Source organism: Pseudomonas jessenii (genome assembly GCF_002236115.1).
GTDB lineage: Bacteria > Pseudomonadota > Gammaproteobacteria > Pseudomonadales > Pseudomonadaceae > Aquipseudomonas > Aquipseudomonas jessenii.
The window spans coordinates 471,385-492,063 of sequence record NZ_NIWT01000005.1; the positions used below are offsets into that span (position 1 = coordinate 471,385).

Annotated in this window: 24 protein-coding genes and 1 pseudogene; 18 read left to right on the top strand and 7 right to left on the bottom strand. The window is 59.7% G+C overall.

Features of this window, described 5'->3' with window-relative positions:
* Positions 1-74: 74 nt before the first annotated feature.
* Both PSJE_RS18965 and PSJE_RS18970 read left to right on the top strand, forming a co-directional pair.
* Positions 75-437 (top strand): cupin domain-containing protein, encoded by a 363-nt coding sequence (locus PSJE_RS18965; protein WP_057712750.1) that lies wholly within the window; start codon positions 75-77, stop codon positions 435-437.
* A gap of 189 nt (positions 438-626) precedes the next feature.
* Positions 627-839, top strand: a complete 213-nt coding sequence (locus PSJE_RS18970; RefSeq protein ID WP_057712749.1) for a hypothetical protein — start codon at positions 627-629, stop codon at positions 837-839.
* 141 nt (positions 840-980) lie between these two features.
* On the opposite strand, the gene rpmG is transcribed toward PSJE_RS18970, so the two are convergent.
* Together rpmG and rpmB are read right to left on the bottom strand one after the other, a co-directional pair.
* Complete coding sequence (gene rpmG / locus PSJE_RS18975) at positions 981-1,136, bottom strand: 50S ribosomal protein L33 (RefSeq protein WP_003177274.1); 156 nt, start codon at positions 1,134-1,136, stop codon at positions 981-983.
* A gap of 11 nt (positions 1,137-1,147) precedes the next feature.
* On the bottom strand, positions 1,148-1,381 hold the full coding sequence (gene rpmB, locus PSJE_RS18980; RefSeq protein ID WP_007975166.1) for a 50S ribosomal protein L28: 234 nt from the start codon (positions 1,379-1,381) through the stop codon (positions 1,148-1,150).
* 446 nt (positions 1,382-1,827) lie between these two features.
* Between rpmB and PSJE_RS18985 the strand changes: the two genes are divergently transcribed.
* The gene (locus tag PSJE_RS18985) at positions 1,828-3,414 is read left to right on the top strand and encodes an ABC transporter substrate-binding protein (RefSeq protein WP_090452160.1); all 1,587 of its coding nucleotides are present in this window, start codon (positions 1,828-1,830) and stop codon (positions 3,412-3,414) included.
* Positions 3,415-3,549: 135 nt separating this feature from the next.
* Here PSJE_RS18985 and radC read toward each other — a convergent pair whose 3' ends face one another.
* Complete coding sequence (radC, locus tag PSJE_RS18990; protein ID WP_057712747.1) at positions 3,550-4,224, bottom strand: RadC family protein; 675 nt, start codon at positions 4,222-4,224, stop codon at positions 3,550-3,552.
* Between the two features lie 135 nt (positions 4,225-4,359).
* Between radC and coaBC the strand changes: the two genes are divergently transcribed.
* From coaBC to PSJE_RS19025, 7 genes and pseudogenes are all read left to right on the top strand, one after another.
* Positions 4,360-5,568, top strand: a complete 1,209-nt coding sequence (gene coaBC / locus PSJE_RS18995; protein WP_090452162.1) for a bifunctional phosphopantothenoylcysteine decarboxylase/phosphopantothenate--cysteine ligase CoaBC — start codon at positions 4,360-4,362, stop codon at positions 5,566-5,568.
* Positions 5,569-5,573: 5 nt separating this feature from the next.
* Positions 5,574-6,029, top strand: coding sequence for a dUTP diphosphatase (gene dut, locus PSJE_RS19000; protein ID WP_007975171.1), 456 nt, complete (start codon positions 5,574-5,576; stop codon positions 6,027-6,029).
* A 266-nt stretch (positions 6,030-6,295) separates the two neighbouring features.
* A pseudogene (locus PSJE_RS19005) lies at positions 6,296-7,672 on the top strand (phosphomannomutase/phosphoglucomutase); the annotation flags it as partial.
* A 17-nt stretch (positions 7,673-7,689) separates the two neighbouring features.
* Complete coding sequence (argB, locus tag PSJE_RS19010; RefSeq protein WP_053163877.1) at positions 7,690-8,595, top strand: acetylglutamate kinase; 906 nt, start codon at positions 7,690-7,692, stop codon at positions 8,593-8,595.
* Positions 8,596-8,785: 190 nt separating this feature from the next.
* Positions 8,786-9,046 carry a hypothetical protein gene (locus tag PSJE_RS19015; protein ID WP_057712744.1) on the top strand — a complete coding sequence of 87 codons (261 nt, stop codon included), beginning with the start codon at positions 8,786-8,788 and terminating at the stop codon, positions 9,044-9,046.
* Positions 9,047-9,064: 18 nt separating this feature from the next.
* The gene (locus tag PSJE_RS19020; protein ID WP_057712743.1) at positions 9,065-9,637 is read left to right on the top strand and encodes a hypothetical protein; all 573 of its coding nucleotides are present in this window, start codon (positions 9,065-9,067) and stop codon (positions 9,635-9,637) included.
* Positions 9,624-10,007 carry a hypothetical protein gene (locus tag PSJE_RS19025; protein ID WP_090452164.1) on the top strand — a complete coding sequence of 128 codons (384 nt, stop codon included), beginning with the start codon at positions 9,624-9,626 and terminating at the stop codon, positions 10,005-10,007. The genes PSJE_RS19020 and PSJE_RS19025 overlap by 14 nt, the downstream gene beginning before the upstream one ends.
* 145 nt (positions 10,008-10,152) lie before the next feature.
* Here the strand turns inward: PSJE_RS19025 and pyrE are convergent, their stop codons facing one another.
* Positions 10,153-10,797, bottom strand: a complete 645-nt coding sequence (pyrE, locus tag PSJE_RS19030) for an orotate phosphoribosyltransferase (protein WP_027616815.1) — start codon at positions 10,795-10,797, stop codon at positions 10,153-10,155.
* Between the two features lie 81 nt (positions 10,798-10,878).
* Here pyrE and PSJE_RS19035 point away from each other — a divergent pair, with 81 nt between their 5' ends.
* Complete coding sequence (locus PSJE_RS19035; RefSeq protein WP_003229491.1) at positions 10,879-11,658, top strand: exodeoxyribonuclease III; 780 nt, start codon at positions 10,879-10,881, stop codon at positions 11,656-11,658.
* Positions 11,659-11,831: 173 nt separating this feature from the next.
* Here PSJE_RS19035 and PSJE_RS19040 read toward each other — a convergent pair whose 3' ends face one another.
* Together PSJE_RS19040 and rph are read right to left on the bottom strand one after the other, a co-directional pair.
* The gene (locus PSJE_RS19040; RefSeq protein WP_057712740.1) at positions 11,832-12,200 is read right to left on the bottom strand and encodes a DUF4870 domain-containing protein; all 369 of its coding nucleotides are present in this window, start codon (positions 12,198-12,200) and stop codon (positions 11,832-11,834) included.
* A 28-nt stretch (positions 12,201-12,228) separates the two neighbouring features.
* Positions 12,229-12,951, bottom strand: coding sequence for a ribonuclease PH (gene rph / locus PSJE_RS19045; protein ID WP_057395880.1), 723 nt, complete (start codon positions 12,949-12,951; stop codon positions 12,229-12,231).
* Between the two features lie 268 nt (positions 12,952-13,219).
* On the opposite strand from rph, the gene PSJE_RS19050 reads away from it, so the two are divergent.
* The 6 genes from PSJE_RS19050 to PSJE_RS19075 all read left to right on the top strand — a co-directional run bounded on the left by PSJE_RS19050 (position 13,220) and on the right by PSJE_RS19075 (position 18,523).
* Positions 13,220-14,083, top strand: coding sequence for a YicC/YloC family endoribonuclease (locus tag PSJE_RS19050; protein WP_057712739.1), 864 nt, complete (start codon positions 13,220-13,222; stop codon positions 14,081-14,083).
* Between the two features lie 12 nt (positions 14,084-14,095).
* Positions 14,096-14,716: a guanylate kinase gene (gene gmk / locus PSJE_RS19055; protein WP_046038947.1), complete on the top strand. Its 621-nt coding sequence runs from the start codon at positions 14,096-14,098 to the stop codon at positions 14,714-14,716.
* A gap of 167 nt (positions 14,717-14,883) precedes the next feature.
* Positions 14,884-15,147, top strand: coding sequence for a DNA-directed RNA polymerase subunit omega (rpoZ, locus tag PSJE_RS19060; RefSeq protein WP_007921129.1), 264 nt, complete (start codon positions 14,884-14,886; stop codon positions 15,145-15,147).
* Positions 15,148-15,204: 57 nt separating this feature from the next.
* Positions 15,205-17,310: a bifunctional GTP diphosphokinase/guanosine-3',5'-bis pyrophosphate 3'-pyrophosphohydrolase gene (gene spoT, locus PSJE_RS19065; protein WP_008047084.1), complete on the top strand. Its 2,106-nt coding sequence runs from the start codon at positions 15,205-15,207 to the stop codon at positions 17,308-17,310.
* A 24-nt stretch (positions 17,311-17,334) separates the two neighbouring features.
* A complete protein-coding gene (locus tag PSJE_RS19070; protein ID WP_003229509.1) occupies positions 17,335-17,715 on the top strand; it encodes a RidA family protein in 381 nt (126 codons plus the stop codon).
* 67 nt (positions 17,716-17,782) lie between these two features.
* The gene (locus PSJE_RS19075) at positions 17,783-18,523 is read left to right on the top strand and encodes a hypothetical protein (RefSeq protein WP_057712738.1); all 741 of its coding nucleotides are present in this window, start codon (positions 17,783-17,785) and stop codon (positions 18,521-18,523) included.
* A 138-nt stretch (positions 18,524-18,661) separates the two neighbouring features.
* Here PSJE_RS19075 and PSJE_RS19080 read toward each other — a convergent pair whose 3' ends face one another.
* The gene (locus PSJE_RS19080) at positions 18,662-19,519 is read right to left on the bottom strand and encodes an SDR family oxidoreductase (RefSeq protein WP_090452166.1); all 858 of its coding nucleotides are present in this window, start codon (positions 19,517-19,519) and stop codon (positions 18,662-18,664) included.
* 188 nt (positions 19,520-19,707) lie between these two features.
* Between PSJE_RS19080 and exbB the strand changes: the two genes are divergently transcribed.
* The gene (exbB, locus tag PSJE_RS19085) at positions 19,708-20,679 is read left to right on the top strand and encodes a tonB-system energizer ExbB (protein ID WP_090452168.1); all 972 of its coding nucleotides are present in this window, start codon (positions 19,708-19,710) and stop codon (positions 20,677-20,679) included.

Consider the following 20,679-nt stretch of genomic DNA (forward strand, 5'->3'; position numbering starts at 1 on the left):
AGACTTTGGCGATACCCGTGTCCGGTCTGACCGGACACCCACCACTCGCACCGCAATGACGGGGGAATACAACAATGAGCATCCAGAATATCGTCGACTTCAGCCAGGCCACCACCGCCGCCGAACGCTATCGCCCGGATCCGACCAAAGTACTGAAGGGTGATCCCGAGCAAGCGGTGTACAACCACTACAACAGCCCTTGCGGCCAATTGAACGCCGGCGTGTGGGAAGGGGCTGTCGGCCAGTGGACGGTAAACTTCACCGAACACGAATACTGCGAAATCGTGCAGGGGGTTTCCGTGATACGTGACCTCGACGGCAACGCCAAGACGCTGCGTGTGGGTGATCGCTTCGTGATCCCGGCAGGCTTTCGCGGCACCTGGGAAGTGCTGGAGCCATGCCGCAAGATCTATGTGGCGTTTGAACAGAAGGCTTGAAGCAAGATCATCGAAATACCCCAAAGCCCGTCCCCGGTGACGGGCTTTTTCACGGGCGGGTCCCGGCAAACATCGCGACACAGTACAACAGGTGATAAATGACCGGAGCTGCTCCAGTATTTCTTCACGGCATCCAAGACGGATGACGGGAGCAACTTCGCTCACTCACCAATTGCAAGGAAGCGGTAAATGACCATTGATTTGAAACAACACCTGGATACAGCCATTCAATACATCGGCCGACAATACTCCGAAGAGCTGCGTGGAGAGCTCGCCAACAAAACCGGGCTGGCGGTACGTCCGAGGGGCATCGGGTTCATCATGACCAAAGACTACAATCCCGCACGGATCAATCTGCTGGTTGAAAACGAAATCATCACCCATGTCACCATGGGCAATTGATTTGCGCCAAACCATGCATCGCTCTACTCAGCACTGAAGCGCAATGACTTGATCAGGCTGAAAAGCTGTCCGTTTTTCAAGCACAACAAAAAAGGCCCGTATCTCGCGATACGGGCCTTTTTCGTAAGAGGGAAAAATCAATTACTTGATTTTGCCTTCTTTGTAGATCACGTGCTTGCGAACAACCGGATCATATTTCTTGATCTCGATTTTGTCCGGAGTAGTACGCTTGTTCTTGTCGGTAGTGTAGAAGTGACCAGTACCGGCGCTCGAAATCAAACGAATCAATTCACGCATGATTAGCTCCCTTAAACCTTGCCATCGCGGCGAAGTTCGGCCAGCACGACAGTGATGCCACGCTTGTCGATGATACGCATGCCTTTGGCAGATACGCGCAGACGCACAAAACGTTTCTCTTCTTCAACCCAGAAGCGGTGATGCTGCAGGTTCGGCAGGAAACGACGACGGGTTTTGTTGTTTGCGTGGGAAATGTTATTCCCAGTCACCGGACCCTTACCGGTAACTTGACAGACTCTAGACATGCCTCAGCCCTCTAAAACCACATGCCCAACCCGGCATGGGTTGGCCGCTTAATCTCTCAGTCATTTGGCGCCAGGCGCCGCGTTTCTTTAGAGGTCTTACCGGCTACACCTACAGTGAAGGAACCGGGCCCCTAGAAAAGAGCGCTGCTTTATACCAGAAAGACTAGAGAGCAACAACATTCAGTGTGCGTTGAATTCACAAAAACCCCGTTTTTCTGGCTCCGAGCGCCTTGGACAAAGGCTATCGTCGATGGCGACCGCTCGTCGCAGAAAATCGTTCAGCGAGCCATCCAGGGGGTTTGCTCAACCGCTGCACAGCAAAATCAGTCGCCTATAGTCCCCTTAAAATGAAAAAGGGGATAGTCATTTGCAAAAGAGCCCACTAGGGTAAGCCTTTTCCAGACTGCACTTGCAGATGGGCCTTCGACCTGTATAGGAAGCCGACCATGCGCCTTGCTGCCCTACCGCTGTTGCTCGCCCCGCTTCTGCTGAGCCCACAGGCATTTGCCGCCGCCCTGAGCGTCTGCACCGAGGCCAGCCCTGAAGGGTTCGACGTGGTGCAGTACAACTCGCTGACCACCACCAATGCCTCGGCCGATGTGTTGATGAATCGCCTGGTGGACTTTGACACGGCCAGTGGCAAAGTGGTCGCCAGCCTCGCCGACAGCTGGGAAGTCAGCCCCGATGGCCTGATCTACGTGTTCAAGTTGCACCCGCAGGTGAAATTCCATCGCACCGAGTACTTCACCCCGACGCGTGACCTGAGCGCTGAAGACGTGATTTTCAGCTTCGACCGTATGCTCGATCCGGCCAATGCGTGGCACAAAGTCGCCCAGAGCGGCTTCCCGCATGCGCAATCGATGCAGTTGCCTGCATTGATCAAGAAAATCGACGCCCTCGATCCGCAGACCGTGCGCTTCACCCTCGACCACCCGGATTCGACCTTCCTGGCGACCCTGAGCATGGGTTTCGCCTCGATCTATTCGGCCGAATACGCCGACAAACTGATGAAGGCCGGCACACCCGAGAAGCTCAACAGCCAGCCGATCGGCACAGGGCCGTTCGTTTTCACTCGCTTCCAGAAGGACGCCTCGGTTCGCTACAAAGCCAACCCCGACTACTTCGGCGGCAAACCCTCTGTAGATCCACTGATCTTTGCCATCACCCCGGACGCCAACGTGCGCCTGCAGAAATTGCGCCGCAACGAATGCCAGATCGCCCTGTCGCCCAAGCCTCTGGACGTACAGGAAGCGCTGAAAGAGCCGACGCTGAAAGTCGAAAAGACTGACGCGTTCATGACCGCATTCGTCGGCATCAACAGTCAGCATCCGCCACTGGACAAGCCTGAAGTCCGCCAGGCCATCAACCTTGCCTTCGACAAGGCCAGCTATGTCAAAGCCGTGTTCGAAGACACTGCCGAGGCGGCCAACGGTCCGTATCCGCCCAACACCTGGAGCTACGCGAAAGGCCTGCCGGGTTACCCTCACGACATCGCCAAGGCCAAGGCCTTGATGGCCAAGGCCGGACTCAAGGACGGCTTCCAGACCACCATCTGGACCCGCCCTTCCGGCAGCCTGCTTAACCCCAACCCAAGCCTTGGCGCCCAACTGCTGCAGTCTGACCTCGCGGAAATCGGCATTCAGGCCGAAATCCGCGTGATCGAATGGGGCGAACTGATCCGCCGCGCCAAGGCCGGTGAGCACGACTTGCTGTTCATGGGCTGGGCCGGTGACAACGGTGACCCGGACAACTTCCTCACGCCGCAGTTTTCCTGCGCGGCGGTCAAGTCCGGCACCAACTTCGCCCGCTACTGCAATCAGGACCTGGACAAGCTGATCAGCGCCGGCAAGACCACCGGCGAGCAAGGTGTGCGTAGCAAACTCTACGAACAGGCCCAGGCGCAGATCCAGCAGCAGGCGCTGTGGCTACCACTGGCTCACCCGACGGCCTTCGCGCTGACGCGCAAGGATGTCGAGGGGTATTCGGTCAGCCCGTTCGGCCGGCAGGACTATTCCAAGGTCAACCTCAAATAATCTGACACAACACAAAACCTGTGGGAGCGAGCTTGCTCGCGATAGCGGACTTTCAGGCAACATCAGTGCTGAATGTGCCGACGCCATCGCGAGCAAGCTCGCTCCCACATGGAAAGCGTGCTTCTCACATCCTGCCTACATCCAGCCATACTCCGCCATCGACAACGGGTCGCCATCACCGATGATGAAATGGTCGAGCACCCGCACGTCAATCAACTCCAGCGCCTTTTGCAGGCGCTTGGTCAGCACCCGGTCGGACTGACTTGGGTCGGTGTTGCCCGAAGGATGGTTGTGACAGAGGATCAATGCCGCTGCGTTGTTGGCCAGGGCGCGCTTGACCACCTCTCGCGGATGAACGCTGGTGTTGTCGATGGAGCCGCGGAACAGCGTCTCGAACGCCAGTACCTGATGCCTGGAATCGAGAAACAGGCAACCAAACACCTCGTGTGGCTCGTGGCGCAGCATCGATTTCAGATACTCGCGAACCGCGTGCGGACTCTCCAGTGCCGACTTATGGCGCGCACGCTCGGCCAGATGACGCCTGCTCATTTCTTGCGCAGCCTGCAACTGCGCAAATTTCGCCGGCCCAAGTCCCAACTGCTTGCTGAACGCTTCCTGATCGGCTTCAAGCAACAAACGCAGGCTGCCAAACTGATTCAACAGGTGTCGCGCCAGATCTACTGCACTTTTACCCACCACGCCGGTGCGTAAAAAGATCGCCAGCAATTCGGCATCCGAAAGGCTTCCCGCGCCCCGCTCAAGCAACCTCTCCCGCGGCCGTTCCGCCGCCGGCCAATCGCGAATACTCATAGCACCTCCCTGTCTGTGGGCACCGCTGTTCCGTAGCGGTCGCTGTGATATCGTAGCCCATCTTTTTTGCGGGCGAATTCACCCTGGGGAGGGGGTTTCGCCACGTATGTCACCAACGAATTGAAAGGCAGGCCTATGCAGCGGCTGTATCGGAAACGCATTGTTCTGGGCGTCGGCGGCGGTATCGCTGCCTACAAGAGCGCCGACCTGGTTCGCCGCCTGATCGATCAGGGCGCCGAAGTGCGCGTGGTCATGACCCGTGGCGGCGCAGAGTTCATCACCCCGTTGACCATGCAGGCCCTGTCCGGGCACCCGGTCCACCTGGACCTGCTGGACCCTGCGGCCGAGGCGGCCATGGGCCACATCGAACTGGCCAAATGGGCCGACCTGGTGCTGATCGCCCCCGCCACGGCGGACCTGATCGCCCGCCTGGCCCAAGGAATCGCCGACGATCTGCTGACCACGCTGGTGCTGGCCACCGACGCAGTGGTCGCCGTCGCGCCGGCAATGAACCAGGCCATGTGGCGCGATCCGGCGACCCAGGCCAACCTGCAAACCCTCGAAAGCCGCGACATCAAGGTTTTCGGCCCGGCTTCCGGCAGCCAGGCCTGCGGCGACGTCGGCCTGGGGCGCATGCTCGAAGCCCTTGAACTGGCCCAGTGCGCCGCCGACTGCTTCCAGCGTCAGGCACTGACCGGCAAACACGTGCTGATTACGGCCGGCCCGACCCAGGAAAACATCGACCCGGTGCGCTACATCACCAACCACAGCTCCGGAAAAATGGGCTTTGCCCTGGCCGAAGCCGCTGTGGAGGCTGGTGCCCGCGTAACCCTGATCACCGGCCCCGTGCACCTGCCGACTCCGGATCGCGTCAACCGTATCGACGTGGTCAGCGCCCGCGACATGCTGGCCGCGTGTGAAGCGGCGATCCCTTGCGACCTGTTCATCGCCTCGGCAGCGGTCGCGGATTACCGTCCGGAAGTCGTCGCCCCACAGAAACTCAAGAAAGATCCTACGAACGGCGACGGCTTGTTGCTACAGATGGTGCGTAACCCGGACATCCTGGCCACCATCGCCACCCGCCCCGACCGCCCGTTCAGTGTCGGTTTCGCTGCCGAGACCGAACACCTGCTCGATTACGCTGCACGCAAGTTGAAAGACAAGAACCTCGATCTGATCGTCGCCAACGACGTCGCCAACCCGAGCATTGGCTTCAACAGCGAAGAAAACGCCTGCAGCGTCATCGACCGCGAGCTTCACGCCACACTTTTCGCCCAGACCAGCAAGAGCAAGATTGCTCGCCAGCTGATCACTTTTATCGCCGAACGTCTGAACCAGGTTTAATTTACATGCACGCTTTGCAAGCCAAGATCCTCGACCCCCGCATCGGTACCGAATTCCCGCTGCCGCAATACGCCACACCGGGCTCCGCCGGCCTCGACCTGCGCGCCATGCTGGAACAGGACACCGTGATCAAGCCGGGTGAAACCGTGCTGATCCCCACCGGCCTTTCGGTCTATATCGGCGACCCGAACCTGGCAGCGCTGATTCTGCCGCGCTCGGGGATGGGCCATAAGCACGGCATCGTGCTGGGCAACCTGGTGGGGCTGATCGACTCTGACTACCAAGGCCCATTGATGGTTTCCTGCTGGAACCGTGGCCAGACCGAGTTCACCATGCCGGTTGGCGAGCGCCTGGCGCAACTGGTGCTGGTACCGGTGGTGCAGGCTCACTTCGAGATGGTTGAAGAGTTTGTTGAAACCGAGCGCGGCACCGGCGGCTTCGGCCATACCGGCACCCGCTGATCCAGTCTTGCTCTTCTTGTGGCGGGGGATCTGGCTCCCTCGCCACAAAATTCAAATTGTCATCTGCAAGGTTTAGCTCCGGAAATCAAGGCATTGCCCGGTCAAACCCTTGTCGTCAGGGGCGTCATGGCCCTTTCACACCACGAACTCTCTGTGGAAAACGCCGTCATACCCTTCAGTTTGAACCTGCCGCCGAGTGAATCGGCGGCCTGTCCAGCCACTTTCGAGATGGAGCATTTCCACAGATGAACACCCCGGCCAAAATCGCACCCAAGTTCCCTGACAGCATCTTCCGCGCCTACGACATCCGCGGTACCGTCCCGGAATTCCTGAACGCCGAAACCGCTTACTGGATCGGCCGCGCCGTCGGCTCCCAAAGCCTGGCCCAGGGCGAACCGAACGTGTCCGTCGGTCGCGATGGCCGCTTGTCCGGCCCGGAACTGGTCGCGCAACTGATCAAAGGCATCGCCGACAGCGGCTGCCACGTCAGTGATGTCGGCCTGGTCCCGACTCCGGCGCTCTACTACGCCGCCAACGTACTGGCCGGCAAATCCGGCGTGATGCTCACCGGCAGCCACAACCCGTCGAACTACAACGGTTTCAAGATCGTCATTGCCGGCGACACCCTGGCCAACGAACAGATCCAGGCCCTGCACGACCGCCTCAAGACCAATAACCTGAGCAGCGGCCAGGGCAGCATCACCCAGGTCGAGATTCTCGACCGCTACACCACCGAAATCGTCCAGGACATCAAGCTGGCCCGTCGCCTGAAAGTGGTCGTCGATTGCGGTAACGGCGCGGCCGGTGTGATCGCTCCGCAACTGATCGAAGCGCTGAACTGCGAAGTCATCCCGCTGTTCTGCGAAGTGGACGGCAACTTCCCGAACCACCACCCGGACCCGGGCAAGCCTGAAAACCTCGTGGACCTGATCGCCAAGGTCAAGGAAACCAACGCTGACATCGGCCTGGCCTTCGACGGCGATGGCGACCGCGTCGGCGTGGTGACCAACACCGGCAGCATCGTCTACCCAGACCGGTTGCTGATGCTGTTCGCCCGCGACGTCGTGGCACGCAACCCGGGCGCCGAGATTATCTTCGACGTCAAATGCACCCGCCGCCTGATCCCGCTGATCAAGGAATACGGCGGCCGGTCGCTAATGTGGAAGACCGGTCACTCGTTGATCAAAAAGAAAATGAAACAATCCGGCGCCCTGCTGGCTGGCGAAATGAGCGGGCACATCTTCTTCAAGGAGCGCTGGTTCGGTTTCGACGACGGCATTTACAGCGCCGCGCGGTTGCTGGAGATCCTCAGCAAGGAAAAATCCTCGGCCGAAGAGTTGTTCGCGACCTTCCCGAACGATATTTCTACGCCGGAAATCAATATCCATGTGACCGAAGAGAGCAAATTCAGCATCATTGATGCATTGCACGACGCGCAGTGGGGCGAAGGCGCCGACCTGACCACCATTGACGGCGTGCGAGTCGACTATGCCAAAGGCTGGGGCCTGGTACGCGCATCCAACACCACACCGGTGCTGGTGCTGCGTTTCGAGGCCGATGACGAGGCTGAATTGCAGCGCATCAAGGACGTTTTCCACGCCCAGTTGAAGCGTGTTGCACCTGATCTCCAACTACCGTTCTGATTCACCCGGAGCCCTGAATGACCCTCGAACGCGAAGCCGCCGCCAACACCGCCAAGGTCCTGTCCGAAGCGCTGCCTTACATCCGCCGTTATGTCGGCAAGACACTGGTGATCAAATACGGCGGCAACGCGATGGAAAGCGAGGAGCTGAAAACCGGCTTCGCCCGCGACATCGTGCTGATGAAGGCCGTGGGCATCAACCCGGTGGTGGTTCACGGTGGCGGCCCGCAAATCGGTGACCTGCTCAAGCGCCTGTCGATCGAGAGCCATTTCGTCGACGGCATGCGCGTCACCGACGCCGCGACCATGGACGTGGTTGAAATGGTCCTCGGCGGCCAGGTCAACAAGGACATCGTCAACCTGATCAACCGTCATGGCGGCAGCGCCATCGGCCTGACCGGTAAAGACGCCGAGCTGATTCGCGCGAAGAAGCTCACCGTTACCCGTCAGACGCCGGAAATGACCACCCCGGAAATCATCGACATCGGCCACGTGGGCGAAGTAGTCGGCATCAATACCGACCTGCTGAACCTGTTGGTCAAGGGCGATTTCATCCCGGTGATCGCGCCCATCGGCGTCGGCGCCAACGGCGAGTCGTACAACATCAACGCTGACCTGGTGGCCGGTAAAGTCGCCGAGGCATTGAAAGCCGAGAAGTTGATGCTGCTGACCAACATCGCCGGCCTGATGGACAAGTCGGGCACGGTCCTGACCGGCCTGACAACCCAGCAAGTCGACGACCTGATCGCCGATGGCACCATCTATGGCGGCATGCTGCCGAAGATCCGTTGCGCACTGGAAGCAGTCCAGGGCGGCGTGGGCAGCTCGCTGATCATCGACGGTCGCGTGCCGAACGCGATCCTGCTGGAAATTTTCACCGATACCGGCGTGGGCACCCTGATCAGCAATCGCAAGCGTCACTGATTCAAGAACGTCATAAAGATCGCAACCTTCAGCGGCACCTACGGAAGTATGAATTTTCCGTAGGTGCTGACGAAGTCTGCGATCTTTTTTATGCGTGCAGGAAATGCCTCACTTCAGATAACGAAACGTCCGACATCATTAAGGAATCAATCTGCATAGGATCTTCCCTGCATCCACAGGAGATCTACCCATGCAAAAAGACCATGTTCCATACGGCAGTGACATTTCAGCAGGCACCTACGCCTGCGTAGACTGCGGATTTGAGTATTCAGGCCCGTCGCAAACATCAATGCCACCCTGCCCTGATTTCAAAAAGACCCCTCACACGCGCAAAGCCTGGAAAGTATTGACCGGCCAGGGCGACGCCCCGAATGACCCGTATCCGGAAAAAACCGACAAATCCGTCGAGAACAAAAAGGCCGAGACAACCAGCCCTGCGAGCAAAAAATAGCCACGGAGGCACTGAGCCATGCAGATCTCGTTCACGATCGACGCCCAGGCTTTCGAGCAGGAGCAGAAGGAACCGGTCAAGAAAACCCTGAAGATTTCCGACACGGAAATTGCTCATGCCTTACAGCGTATAGCCAAGGCGAGCCTGACTGAATACTTGAAAATGCTGGTTGAGGGCGGCATGCCGAGCCGGGCCGATGAAGCAAAACAGGACCGTTTGCTGTATCTGATTCAAAGCTACTTCGGGCAGACCCTGCCAACCGAATCGCAGATATCGACGATTTTCCAGCTGACTCAGAGCCAAAGCAAAACCTTGCTGAAAAACACGGTTTCACGCTTCCGCAATCAATTGGACGAGATCCTGCAGCACAGCATGCGAGCCGTGATCGAGTCTGCGGAACACGCGCAGACCGTGTATCTGGTGGTGATCAGCTCGGACGTCATCCGCGATGAACTGAACATGCTGATCACCCAGAACGAGCCGACTTTCAAACCCATCATCAAACGCAAAGGCAGTGCCGGGCAGTTCGAAATCAGCGAGGATTCCCACGCGCTGCTGTGCCGGACACTGGGCCTGAATGCCGTTCAGTGACATCGTCGCGGTCAGTGGTTTGCTGCTGACCCTGACCACATTCATGTTCAACCTGGCATGGCCAAAATTGCATGAAGCGTTGGAACTGGATGAAAAACAACCAGGCCCACTGGCCAGAAAACGTAGCCGAGAGAAGGTTTCAGGCGTTTTGCTCGGTTGCGCCCTGCCCCTGACCGGCGCCTTCACAGCACTTTTTTACGTCAACCTGCCGGCCGCCGCTCGAATCATGCGTGGCAGCAGACTGGATCTGTGGGATTTCGATGTGGACCGCACGCTTTACGTTCTAGTCGTCGTGGCACTGCTGGGGTTCGCGCTATTCAATCTGGGATTGGCACTAAAACTGATAGGAAAATGGCGAAGACTGCACTGACAGCACAAACAAAAAGCCCCTTGTAGGAGCAGCCGGTCGACGCTCGATTGCTCGCGATGGGCGCCAGAGCAACGCGGGCTGCCAGGCACTCCGCATTATCGTTGACGTTTTTCGCGAGCAAGCTCGCTCCTACAGGGTCGGTGTGTCAGACGCCGAACTGGGCGCGGTAGGCTTCCACAGCTGGCAGATGCTGCTTGAGCTGCGGATCGTCCGCCAGGAATTCCAGCACCTGGTTCAGCGAAACGATGCTGATGACCGGGATGCCGAAGTCACGCTCGACTTCCTGGATCGCCGACAACTCGCCGTTGCCACGCTCCTGACGGTTCAGGGCGATCAGCACGCCTGCCGCCTTGGCGCCGTCCTGGGAGGCGATGATCTGCATCACTTCACGGATGGCGGTGCCAGCGGTGATCACGTCGTCGATGATCAGCACTTCACCGGTCAGCGGTGCGCCAACCAGGCTGCCGCCTTCGCCGTGGGCCTTGGCTTCCTTGCGGTTGAAGCACCATGGCAGGTCACGGTCGTGATGCTCGGCCAGGGCCACGGCGGTAGTCGCCGCCAGCGGGATGCCTTTGTAGGCAGGGCCAAACAGCACGTCGAACGAAATGCCGCTCTCGGCAATGGCGGCGGCGTAGAAACGACCCAGCTGTGCCAGGGCTGAACCCGAGTTGAACAGGCCGGCATTGAAGAAGTAAGGACTGGTGCGCCCGGACTTCAGGGTGAACTCACCGAAGCGCAAAACGCCGCGATCGATGGCAAAACGGATGAAATCGCGCTGATACGCTTGCATGAAAAAACCCCAAATACCACGGATTTAGCTAATTAGCTTGACGCCGTGTATCATACACGCACGCGATTTTTGGGGCCATTTATGCGGATCATCAGTGTGAACGTCAATGGTATTCAGGCTGCAGTCGAGCGTGGTTTGCTCAGTTGGCTGCAAGCACAGAATGCCGACGTCATCTGCCTGCAGGACACCCGTGCCTCCGCCTTTGAACTGGATGACCCAGCCTTCCAACTGGATGGCTACTTCCTTTATGCCTGCGATGCTGAAGTCCCTGCCCAAGGCGGCGTGGCTTTGTATTCGCGGCTGCAACCGAAGGCTGTCATCAGCGGTCTCGGTTTCGAGACGGCCGACCGCTACGGGCGCTACCTGCAAGCAGATTTCGACAAAGTCAGTATTGCCACCTTGCTGCTTCCTTCGGGGATGAACGGCGATGAGGACTTGAACCAGAAGTTCAAGCTCATGGACGACTTCGGCAAGTACCTGGACAAGCAGCGGCGCAAACGCCGCGAGTACATTTATTGTGGCTCGCTGTACGTGGCGCAGCAGAAGCTCGACATCAAGAACTGGCGCGACAGCCAGCAATCTCCGGGCTTCCTGGCACCTGAACGTGCCTGGATGGACGAGATTGTCGGCAACATGGGTTATGTCGACGCCCTGCGGGAAGTCAGCCGGGAAGGCGACCAGTACAGCTGGTGGCCGGACAACGAACAGGCGGAGATGCTCAACCTCGGTTGGCGCTTCGACTATCAGTTGCTGACCCCTGGCCTGCGCCGCTTCGTACGCAGCGCACGCCTGCCGCGCCAGCCGCGGTTCTCGCAACACGCGCCGCTGATCGTGGACTACGACTGGACGCTGACCATTTAAGCGTCGTTTCGCAGACACAAAAAAGCCGACTTCAGGGTCGGCTTTTTTGTGGGCGACGCTGGCGCCGCCCTCTGTAGGAGCGAGCTTGCTCGCGATGGTGTGTCAGTTGACACCAATGTGGCTGACACACCATCGCGAGCAAGCTCGCTCCTACAAGGGGATCCTGCTGATCGTTATTTGATCAACCGCCATGTGAACGGATACCGATAAGGCTGCCCTTCATTGGCCTTCACCCCGGCAATGATCGTTAGCACCAGCGCACCGATCGCGATCAGGCCAAACAGGAAGAACCCGATAATCACCAGCATCAGCAAGAAGCAGATAGCCGAGGCGATCGCCACCGTTATCTGAAAGTTCAGCGCTTCCTTGCCCTGGGCATCGATGAACGGGTCCATCTCGCGCTTGATCTGCCAGAGAATCAGCGGGCCGATGATCGTACCGAACGGAATCCAGATCCCCAGCAAGGCGGACAAGTGGCAAAACATGGCCCACTGACGCGCCTCTTGGCTCGGCGTGGGCAGCGGCAGTTGCTCGTCACTCATGGTGTCCTCCTTGTCTGGAGCAGCCCGGTCAGTCGGCCAGGGCGGCCTTTTGCAGTTCGAAGATCTCGTTCATGCCTTTCTTGGCCAGTTCGAGCATGGCGTTCAGCTCTTCAGGCTGGAACGGCGCGCCTTCGGCAGTGCCCTGGACTTCGATGAAGCCGCCAGCGCTGGTCATTACCACGTTCAGGTCAGTCTCGGCGGCCGAGTCTTCCAGGTAATCGAGGTCGAGCACCGGTTCACCCTTGTACATGCCCACGGATACAGCGGCGATCATCTGTTTGACCGGGTCGCCGCCCTTCAGGCCACCACGCTTCTTGATCACTTTCAAGGCATCGATCAGCGCAACCATGGAGCCGGTAATCGAAGCCGTGCGGGTGCCGCCATCAGCCTGGATCACATCGCAGTCGACGTACAGGGTGATATCGCCCAGTTTGGACATGTCCAGCGCAGCGCGCAGGGAGCGACCGATCAGACGCTGGATTTCCAGGGTGCGACCGCCTTGCTTGCCACGGCTGGCTTCACGCTGGTTACGCTCGCCGGTAGCACGCGGCAGCATGCCGTACTCGGCAGTCAACCAACCCTGGCCCTGGCCTTTCAGGAAACGCGGTACGCCCGGTTCAACGCTGACGGTGCAGATGACCTTGGTATCACCGAATTCGACCAGCACAGAACCCTCGGCGTGCTTGGTGTAGTTGCGGGTGATGCGGATCGAGCGGAGCTGATCGGCAGCGCGACCACTTGGACGTATCATAGGGAGTACCTGTACTGGGGACGGAAAACTGCGGAGCATTATAGAGCCGACGGCCGCCACTGGGCACTTCTAAAAAAATCCGCCGACGACCGAGGGCTCTGTACCGCGCGCCGGTGCAGGCCTGCCGCTCTTTGTCACACTGTGTGTTTGGGCGCATCCGCGCCACTGCGCTACAATCCTGCGCCTTTGCTGCCAGTCGGCTTTAATTCATTGATATCGGATTCCCGGAACCTCGGTTCTGTGCCGATCTGCCTTGCGAGGTACCTCCATGGTGCACAGCATGACCGCCTTCGCCCGCGTCGAGAAAGCCGGCGTCCAGGGCACCCTGAGCTGGGAACTGCGCTCGGTCAACAGCCGCTACCTGGAACCCCACCTGCGCCTGCCGGAGTCCTTTCGCGACCTCGAGGGCGCTGTTCGTGAAGCCCTGCGCCAGGGTGTATCGCGGGGCAAGCTTGAATGCACCCTGCGCTTCACCGAAGAAAACACCGGCAAGGCGCTGCAAATCGATCAGGAGCGCGCCGCGCAACTGGTCGCCGCCGCCGAGACCATCGCCAGCCTGATCAAGAACCCGGCAGCGCTGAACCCGCTGGAAGTCCTTGCCTGGCCCGGCGTACTGGTAGGCGACGCCACCGACCCGCAAGCCTTGAACGCCGAAGCGCTGGCACTGTTCAATCAGGGCCTCAAGGAGCTGAAGGCCGGCCGCGAGCGCGAAGGCGCGGAGCTGGCGCGGCTGATCAACGAGCGCCTGAGCGCCATCGAAGAAGACGTGGTGACCTTGCGCGAACTGGTCCCGCAAATGCTCGCCACCCAGCGCCAGAAAGTCCTCGACCGTTTCGCCGACATGAAGGCCGAGATGGATCCGCAGCGCCTGGAGCAGGAAATGGTCATGCTCGCGCAAAAAAGTGACGTCGCCGAAGAACTGGATCGCCTGAGCACTCATATCATCGAAGTTCGCCGGGTGCTCAAATCCGGCGGTGCCGCCGGTCGGCGCCTGGACTTCCTGATGCAGGAACTCAACCGCGAAGCCAATACACTGGGCTCCAAAGCCTTCGACCCGCGCAGTACCCAGGCTGCGGTCAACCTCAAGGTGTTGATCGAGCAGATGCGCGAACAAGTGCAGAATATTGAGTAAGGCTACCCCGACATGACACACAGCACCGGCACCCTGTACATCATTTCCGCTCCTTCGGGCGCGGGCAAGAGCAGTCTGGTCAAGGCTTTGACCGACGCAAATCCGGAGATCCGCGTCTCGGTCTCCCACACCACCCGCGCCATGCGCCCCGGTGAAGTGAATGGCGTGAACTATCACTTCGTCGACCGCAGCGAGTTCGTGAAGATGATCGAGCACGGGGACTTCCTCGAGCGCGCCGAAGTGTTCGGCAACCTCTACGGCACCTCGCAAAGCCACCTGCAGCAAACCCTGGACGAAGGCCACGACCTGATTCTGGAAATCGACTGGCAAGGTGCCGAGCAAGTGCGCAAGCTGATGCCTCAGGCCCGCTCGATCTTCATTCTGCCGCCGTCATTGCAGGCCCTGCACCAGCGCCTGACCAATCGCGGCCAGGACAGTGACGAAGTCATTGACGGCCGGATGCGCGAAGCCGTCAGCGAAATGAGCCACTACGTCGACTACGACTACCTGATCATCAACGACGATTTCGCCCACGCGCTGCACGATCTGAAGGCGATTTTCCGCGCCAATCAGCTGATTCAAAAGCGTCAGCAACAGCGTCACGGCAAATTGCTGGCTGAATTGCTCGGTTAATCAGCTCTTCCCAAAACCGCTGCAAGGGCTTTACATTGGTACTTGCAGCGCGTTGAAGGGCTTGGTCAAAAAATCAGCGCTTCCCTAAACGCTGGTGATTTTTTAAACTGTCGAGTCCGCTCGCCCATCCGGGCAGCGCGCATATTGCATTTGCTACGAGGAAGACCATGGCCCGCGTAACCGTTGAAGACTGCCTAGAACACGTGGATAACCGCTTTGAGCTGGTCATGCTCTCTACCAAGCGTGCCCGTCAACTGGCCACCGGCGGCAAAGAGCCGAAAGTAGCATGGGAAAACGACAAGCCTACCGTCGTTGCCCTGCGCGAAATCGCTGAAGGCCTGATCGACTACGCAGCTATCGCCGAAGCCGAAATCGTTGAAGATGAACCGCTTTTTGCTGCATTCGAGGACGAGTCCAACGAGGCCGTCTAAGCCTATGCCTGGTCGACGTAGCACGGCGCGGGATAAAAGCTTACGGCAGGAGACATCATGCCGAGCATAGACGCCCTCGCCGATCGCTTATCGACCTACCTCGGCAAGGACCAGGTCAACCTGGTCCGCCGAGCGTATTTCTACGCCGAACAAGCCCACGACGGCCAACGCCGCCGTAGCGGCGAGGCGTACGTCACGCACCCACTCGCGGTTGCGAATATTCTTGCCGACATGCACATGGACCATCAGAGCCTGATGGCCGCGATGCTGCATGACGTGATCGAAGACACCGGCATTGCCAAGGAAGCGCTGCAAGCGCAGTTCGGCGAAACCGTGGCCGAACTCGTCGACGGGGTCAGCAAACTGACCCAGATGAATTTCGAGACCAAGGCCGAGGCCCAAGCCGAAAACTTCCAGAAAATGGCCATGGCCATGGCCCGCGACATTCGCGTGATCCTGGTCAAGCTGGCCGACCGCCTGCACAACATGCGCACGCTGGAAGTGCTGTCCGGCGAAAAACGCCGGCGCATCGCCAAGGAAACCCTGGAAATCTATGCGCCCATCGCCAACCGGCTGGGCATGCACGCCATCCGCATAGAGTTCGAAGACCTCGGTTTCAAGGCCATGCACCCGATGCGTTCCGCGCGGATCTACCAGGCCGTCAAACGCGCCCGGGGCAACCGCAAGGAAATCGTCAACAAGATCGAAGAGTCCCTGAGCCACTGCCTGGCCATCGATGGCATCCAGGGCGAGGTCAGCGGTCGCCAGAAACACCTCTACGGCATCTACAAGAAAATGCGCGGCAAGCGTCGGGCCTTCAACGAGATCATGGACGTCTACGCGTTCCGGATCATCGTCGACAAGGTCGATACCTGCTACCGCGTGCTGGGTGCTGTGCATAATTTGTACAAACCGTTGCCGGGGCGCTTCAAGGATTACATCGCGATCCCCAAGGCCAACGGCTATCAGTCGCTGCACACCACGCTGTTTGGCATGCACGGTGTGCCGATCGAGATCCAGATCCGCACCCGCGAAATGGAAGAGATGGCCAACAACGGCATCGCCGCCCATTGGCTGTACAAATCCAGCGGCGACGAGCAGCCGAAAGGCACCCACGCCCGCGCCCGCCAGTGGGTCAAAGGCGTGCTGGAAATGCAGCAACGCGCCGGCAACTCGCTGGAATTCATCGAAAGCGTGAAGATCGACCTGTTCCCGGACGAGGTCTACGTGTTCACGCCAAAAGGCCGGATCATGGAGCTGCCAAAGGGCTCCACGGCGGTCGACTTCGCTTATGCGGTGCACACCGACGTCGGCAACAGCTGCATCGCCTGCCGGATCAACCGTCGACTCGCGCCGCTGTCCGAACCACTGCAAAGCGGCTCCACGGTCGAGATCGTCAGCGCTCCCGGCGCACGGCCTAACCCGGCCTGGCTCAACTTCGTGGTCACCGGCAAGGCGCGCACACACATACGCCACGCACTGAAGCTGCAACGCCGCTCCGAATCCATCAGCCTCGGCGAGCGCCTGCTGAACAAGGTCCTCAATGGCTTCGACAGCTCGCTGGAGAAAATCCCGGCCGAGCGCGTCAAGGCCATGCTGGTCGAGTACCGCCTGGAACTGATCGAAGACCTGCTGGAAGATATCGGCCTGGGCAATCGCATGGCCTATGTAGTGGCCCGCCGGTTGCTGGGCGAAGGCGAACAGTTGCCAAGCCCTGAAGGCCCGCTGGCGATTCGCGGCACCGAAGGCCTGGTGCTCAGCTACGCCAAGTGTTGCACCCCGATCCCGGGCGACCCGATTGTCGGCCACCTGTCCGCCGGCAAGGGCATGGTCGTGCACCTGGACAACTGCCGCAATATCAGCGAAATCCGCCACAACCCGGAAAAATGCATCCAGCTCTCGTGGGCCAAGGATGTCACCGGCGAATTCAACGTCGAGCTGCGCGTCGAGCTGGAGCACCAGCGCGGCCTGATCGCCCTGCTGGCCAGCAGCGTCAACGCCGCCGACGGCAACATCGAGAAAATCAGCATGGATGAACGCGATGGTCGCATCAGCGTGGTCCAGTTGGTGGTCAGCGTGCACGACCGCGTGCACCTGGCCCGCGTGATCAAGAAACTGCGCGCCTTGACCGGGGTGATTCGCATCACCCGCATGCGCGCCTAAGCCCCTAATTACAAGGAGTCCTACATGACCAAGACTGTTATCACCAGCGACAAGGCCCCGGCCGCCATCGGTACTTACTCCCAGGCGATCAAGGCTGGCAACACCGTTTACATGTCGGGTCAGATTCCCCTGGACCCAAAAACCATGGAACTGGTTGAAGGCTTCGAAGCCCAGACCGTCCAGGTATTCGAGAACCTCAAGGCCGTGGCTGAAGCTGCCGGCGGTTCGTTCAAGGACATCGTCAAGCTGAACATCTTCCTCACCGACCTGAGCCACTTCGCCAAGGTCAACGAGATCATGGGCAAGTACTTCGACCAGCCTTACCCTGCACGCGCCGCCATCGGCGTAGCCGCCCTGCCAAAGGGTTCGCAGGTCGAAATGGATGCCATCCTGGTCATCGAGTAATGCGTACGGCGCAGCCTCGGGCTGCGCCGACTGCTCTGCTGTAAAGAAAGCTTGAAAGGATTCCACCATGCGCAACGCGCTTGTTCTCTCGCTGCTTGCCCTGTTCCTGGGCGGATGTGCCAGCAACCCTGCCGACCGCGACATCAGCGGCACCTGGATCAACCAGGTGGCGATCGATGCTGCCGCCAAAGGCGTCCCCCTGCGTGAAGCGCTCCAGGCCTATGGCCCGAACCTGGAATGGGACATCAACACCAAGGCCGGTCAGGCCCGCTACACCAACGGTTTTGAAAATGTCGATGGCAAGCTGCTGGGTGAAGAGTCCGGCGCCTGGAAAGTCGACTTTTATGGCAGCTCGGCCAGTGAACTGAAGCGTGACGGCAAGCAACTGAGCCAGTCCGCCAGCGACAATGAGCCTGAGCAAGTCTTCGACCGCGTACAGATCCAGGTACCGGATGGCGCACCGATGGGTGCCACCTTCGAACGCGCCCTGTATTCAGCCTACATGGGCGGCGGCTGGACAATCGTCAACGGCCCGGGCGAAGGCAACACGGTTCAATTCCAGGCCGACGGCCAGGTGACCGGCCTGCCGGGCAGCGACCGTTATGCGTTGTGCCTGGCCGGCGATTGCGCATCCATGAGCGGCGGCAATGACAACATGTGGCTGCAACTCAATGGCCAGGGCAACGCCTGGATCTTTGCGCGCAAGGGCAAAGAGCTGGAGATTTTCCAGACCGTGAACACGGCGCAGGCGGACGAGATGCCTCAATACACGCCGGGTGATCGCAAGTGGTTGCTGGAGAAGCAATAAGCGTCCCTTGAAAGCACCACGAAACACTGTGGGAGCGAGCTTGCTCGCGATGAGGCCATAACATCCAACATTATCGTTGACTGTTATGCCGCCATCGCGAGCAAGCTCGCTCCCACAGGTGTTTACGGTGCCTGGAAGTCAGCAGCGCCCTTCAATGATCGCCGCATACCCCTCGCGAAAACTCGGATACTTCGGCGTCCAGCCCAACGCTTTGGCCCGCGCATTACTGCAGCGCTTGCTGCCAGTGCGACGCACGCTGTCGTCATCGGACCATTCGGTCACACCCAGATATTCGCGCAACCAGCCCACCACATCGGCCAGCGCTGCCGGCGCATCATCGACGCCGATGTAGACATCATCCAGCGCCACCCCACGCCGATCCGCCTCAAGCAGACACGCGATCAACCCTGCGGCATCGTCGGCATGAATCCGATTGGCATACAACGGTGGCTCGACCGCCACGCGATAACCCCGGCGCACCTGGGTCAGCAGCCATTCACGGCCGGGACCGTAAATGCCGGTCAGGCGCACGATACTGGCCGGAATGCCGCTCTTGAGGGCAAGTTGCTCGGCTTCGAGCATCACACGTCCGGAGTAGCCCGCCGCCACGGCCGGTGAAGCCTCGTCGACCCATTCGCCATTCTGCTGACCGTAGACACTGCTGCTGGAAACGAACAACAGGCGATTGGGCATCTGCCCGTAGTCGTCCAGCCACTCCAGCACATGCTCCAGCCCCTGAACATACGCAGCGCGGTAACCGGCTTCGTCGTGATCGGTGGCCGCCGCGCAATACACCAGGTAATCCACGGCGCCGATTGGCCAAGTGTCCGGGCAGTCTTTGTTAAACAGGTCACCGGCCACGCCGATGACGCCCTTGGGCAGCCGTGAAACGTCGCGTCGCAGACCATGGACCTCCCATCCCGCCGCCAGCAATTGTGTGGCCAGGCGGCTGCCGACATCACCGCAGCCGGCGATCAAAACAGTAGGCGCAGACATCAGAAAACTCCCATCGGAAAGCCACAGACTAGCGCCGGCAACAGACAGGCGGCTAGTAATGCAGGAAAAAAAGAGACGCTATTACTTCTGTTAACAAGAATTACTTGCAATAATGCCTCCCCACTTTTGTTCTCGGCCTTCGAGGCCTGGAAGAACATCACCCGTTTTTTCTCTCAGGTCCGGCCAGCATGACACGCAATCAACTCTCCGCTTCGCCAACCAAACGACCTCGCGCCTGGAGCGCGGTGGCCGCCCTGTTCTTCAGCCTGATGCTCGCGCCAGTCGCCGCTTTCGCCGATGCCCAGGCGCCAGCCACACCAGCCGCCACCGCGCCTGCTCCGGCCGATCACGCCGCCCCGGCCGTTGCTCCGGTCGCGACCGATCCTGCCCAGGCCGCACCGACAGAAGCGTTGGGTGAAGACGTCCCTGAAGTCCTCGAAGCCGACAACACCCTGGGCATGGCCCACGACCTGTCGCCGTGGGGCATGTACAAGAACGCCGACATCATCGTGAAAATCGTGATGATCGGCCTGGCCATCGCCTCGATCATCACCTGGACCATCTGGATCGCCAAGGGTCTTGAGCTGATGGGCGCCAAGCGTCGTCTGCGCGGTGAAATCGCCCAACTGAAAAAATCCGCCTCCCTCAAGGAAGCCAGCGCCACCGCGGCGAAGGAAGGCACCCTGGCCAACCTGCTGGTACATGACGCCCTTGAAGAGATGCGCCTGTCGGTCAACAGCCGTGAGAAAGAAGGCATCAAGGAACGCGTCAGCTTCCGTCTTGAGCGCCTGGTCGCGGCCTGCGGTCGCAACATGAGCAGCGGCACCGGCGTGCTGGCCACCATCGGTTCCACCGCGCCGTTCGTCGGCCTGTTCGGTACCGTGTGGGGCATCATGAACAGCTTCATCGGCATCGCCAAGACCCAGACCACCAACCTCGCCGTCGTCGCCCCCGGTATCGCCGAAGCCCTGCTGGCTACCGCGCTGGGCCTGGTTGCAGCTATCCCTGCGGTCGTGATCTACAACGTCTTTGCCCGCTCCATCGCCGGTTACAAGGCTCAGGTGTCCGATGCGTCGGCACAGGTCCTGCTGCTGGTCAGCCGCGACCTCGACCACCAGCCTGAGCGCAGCTCGCAACCGCACATGGTGAAAGTGGGGTAA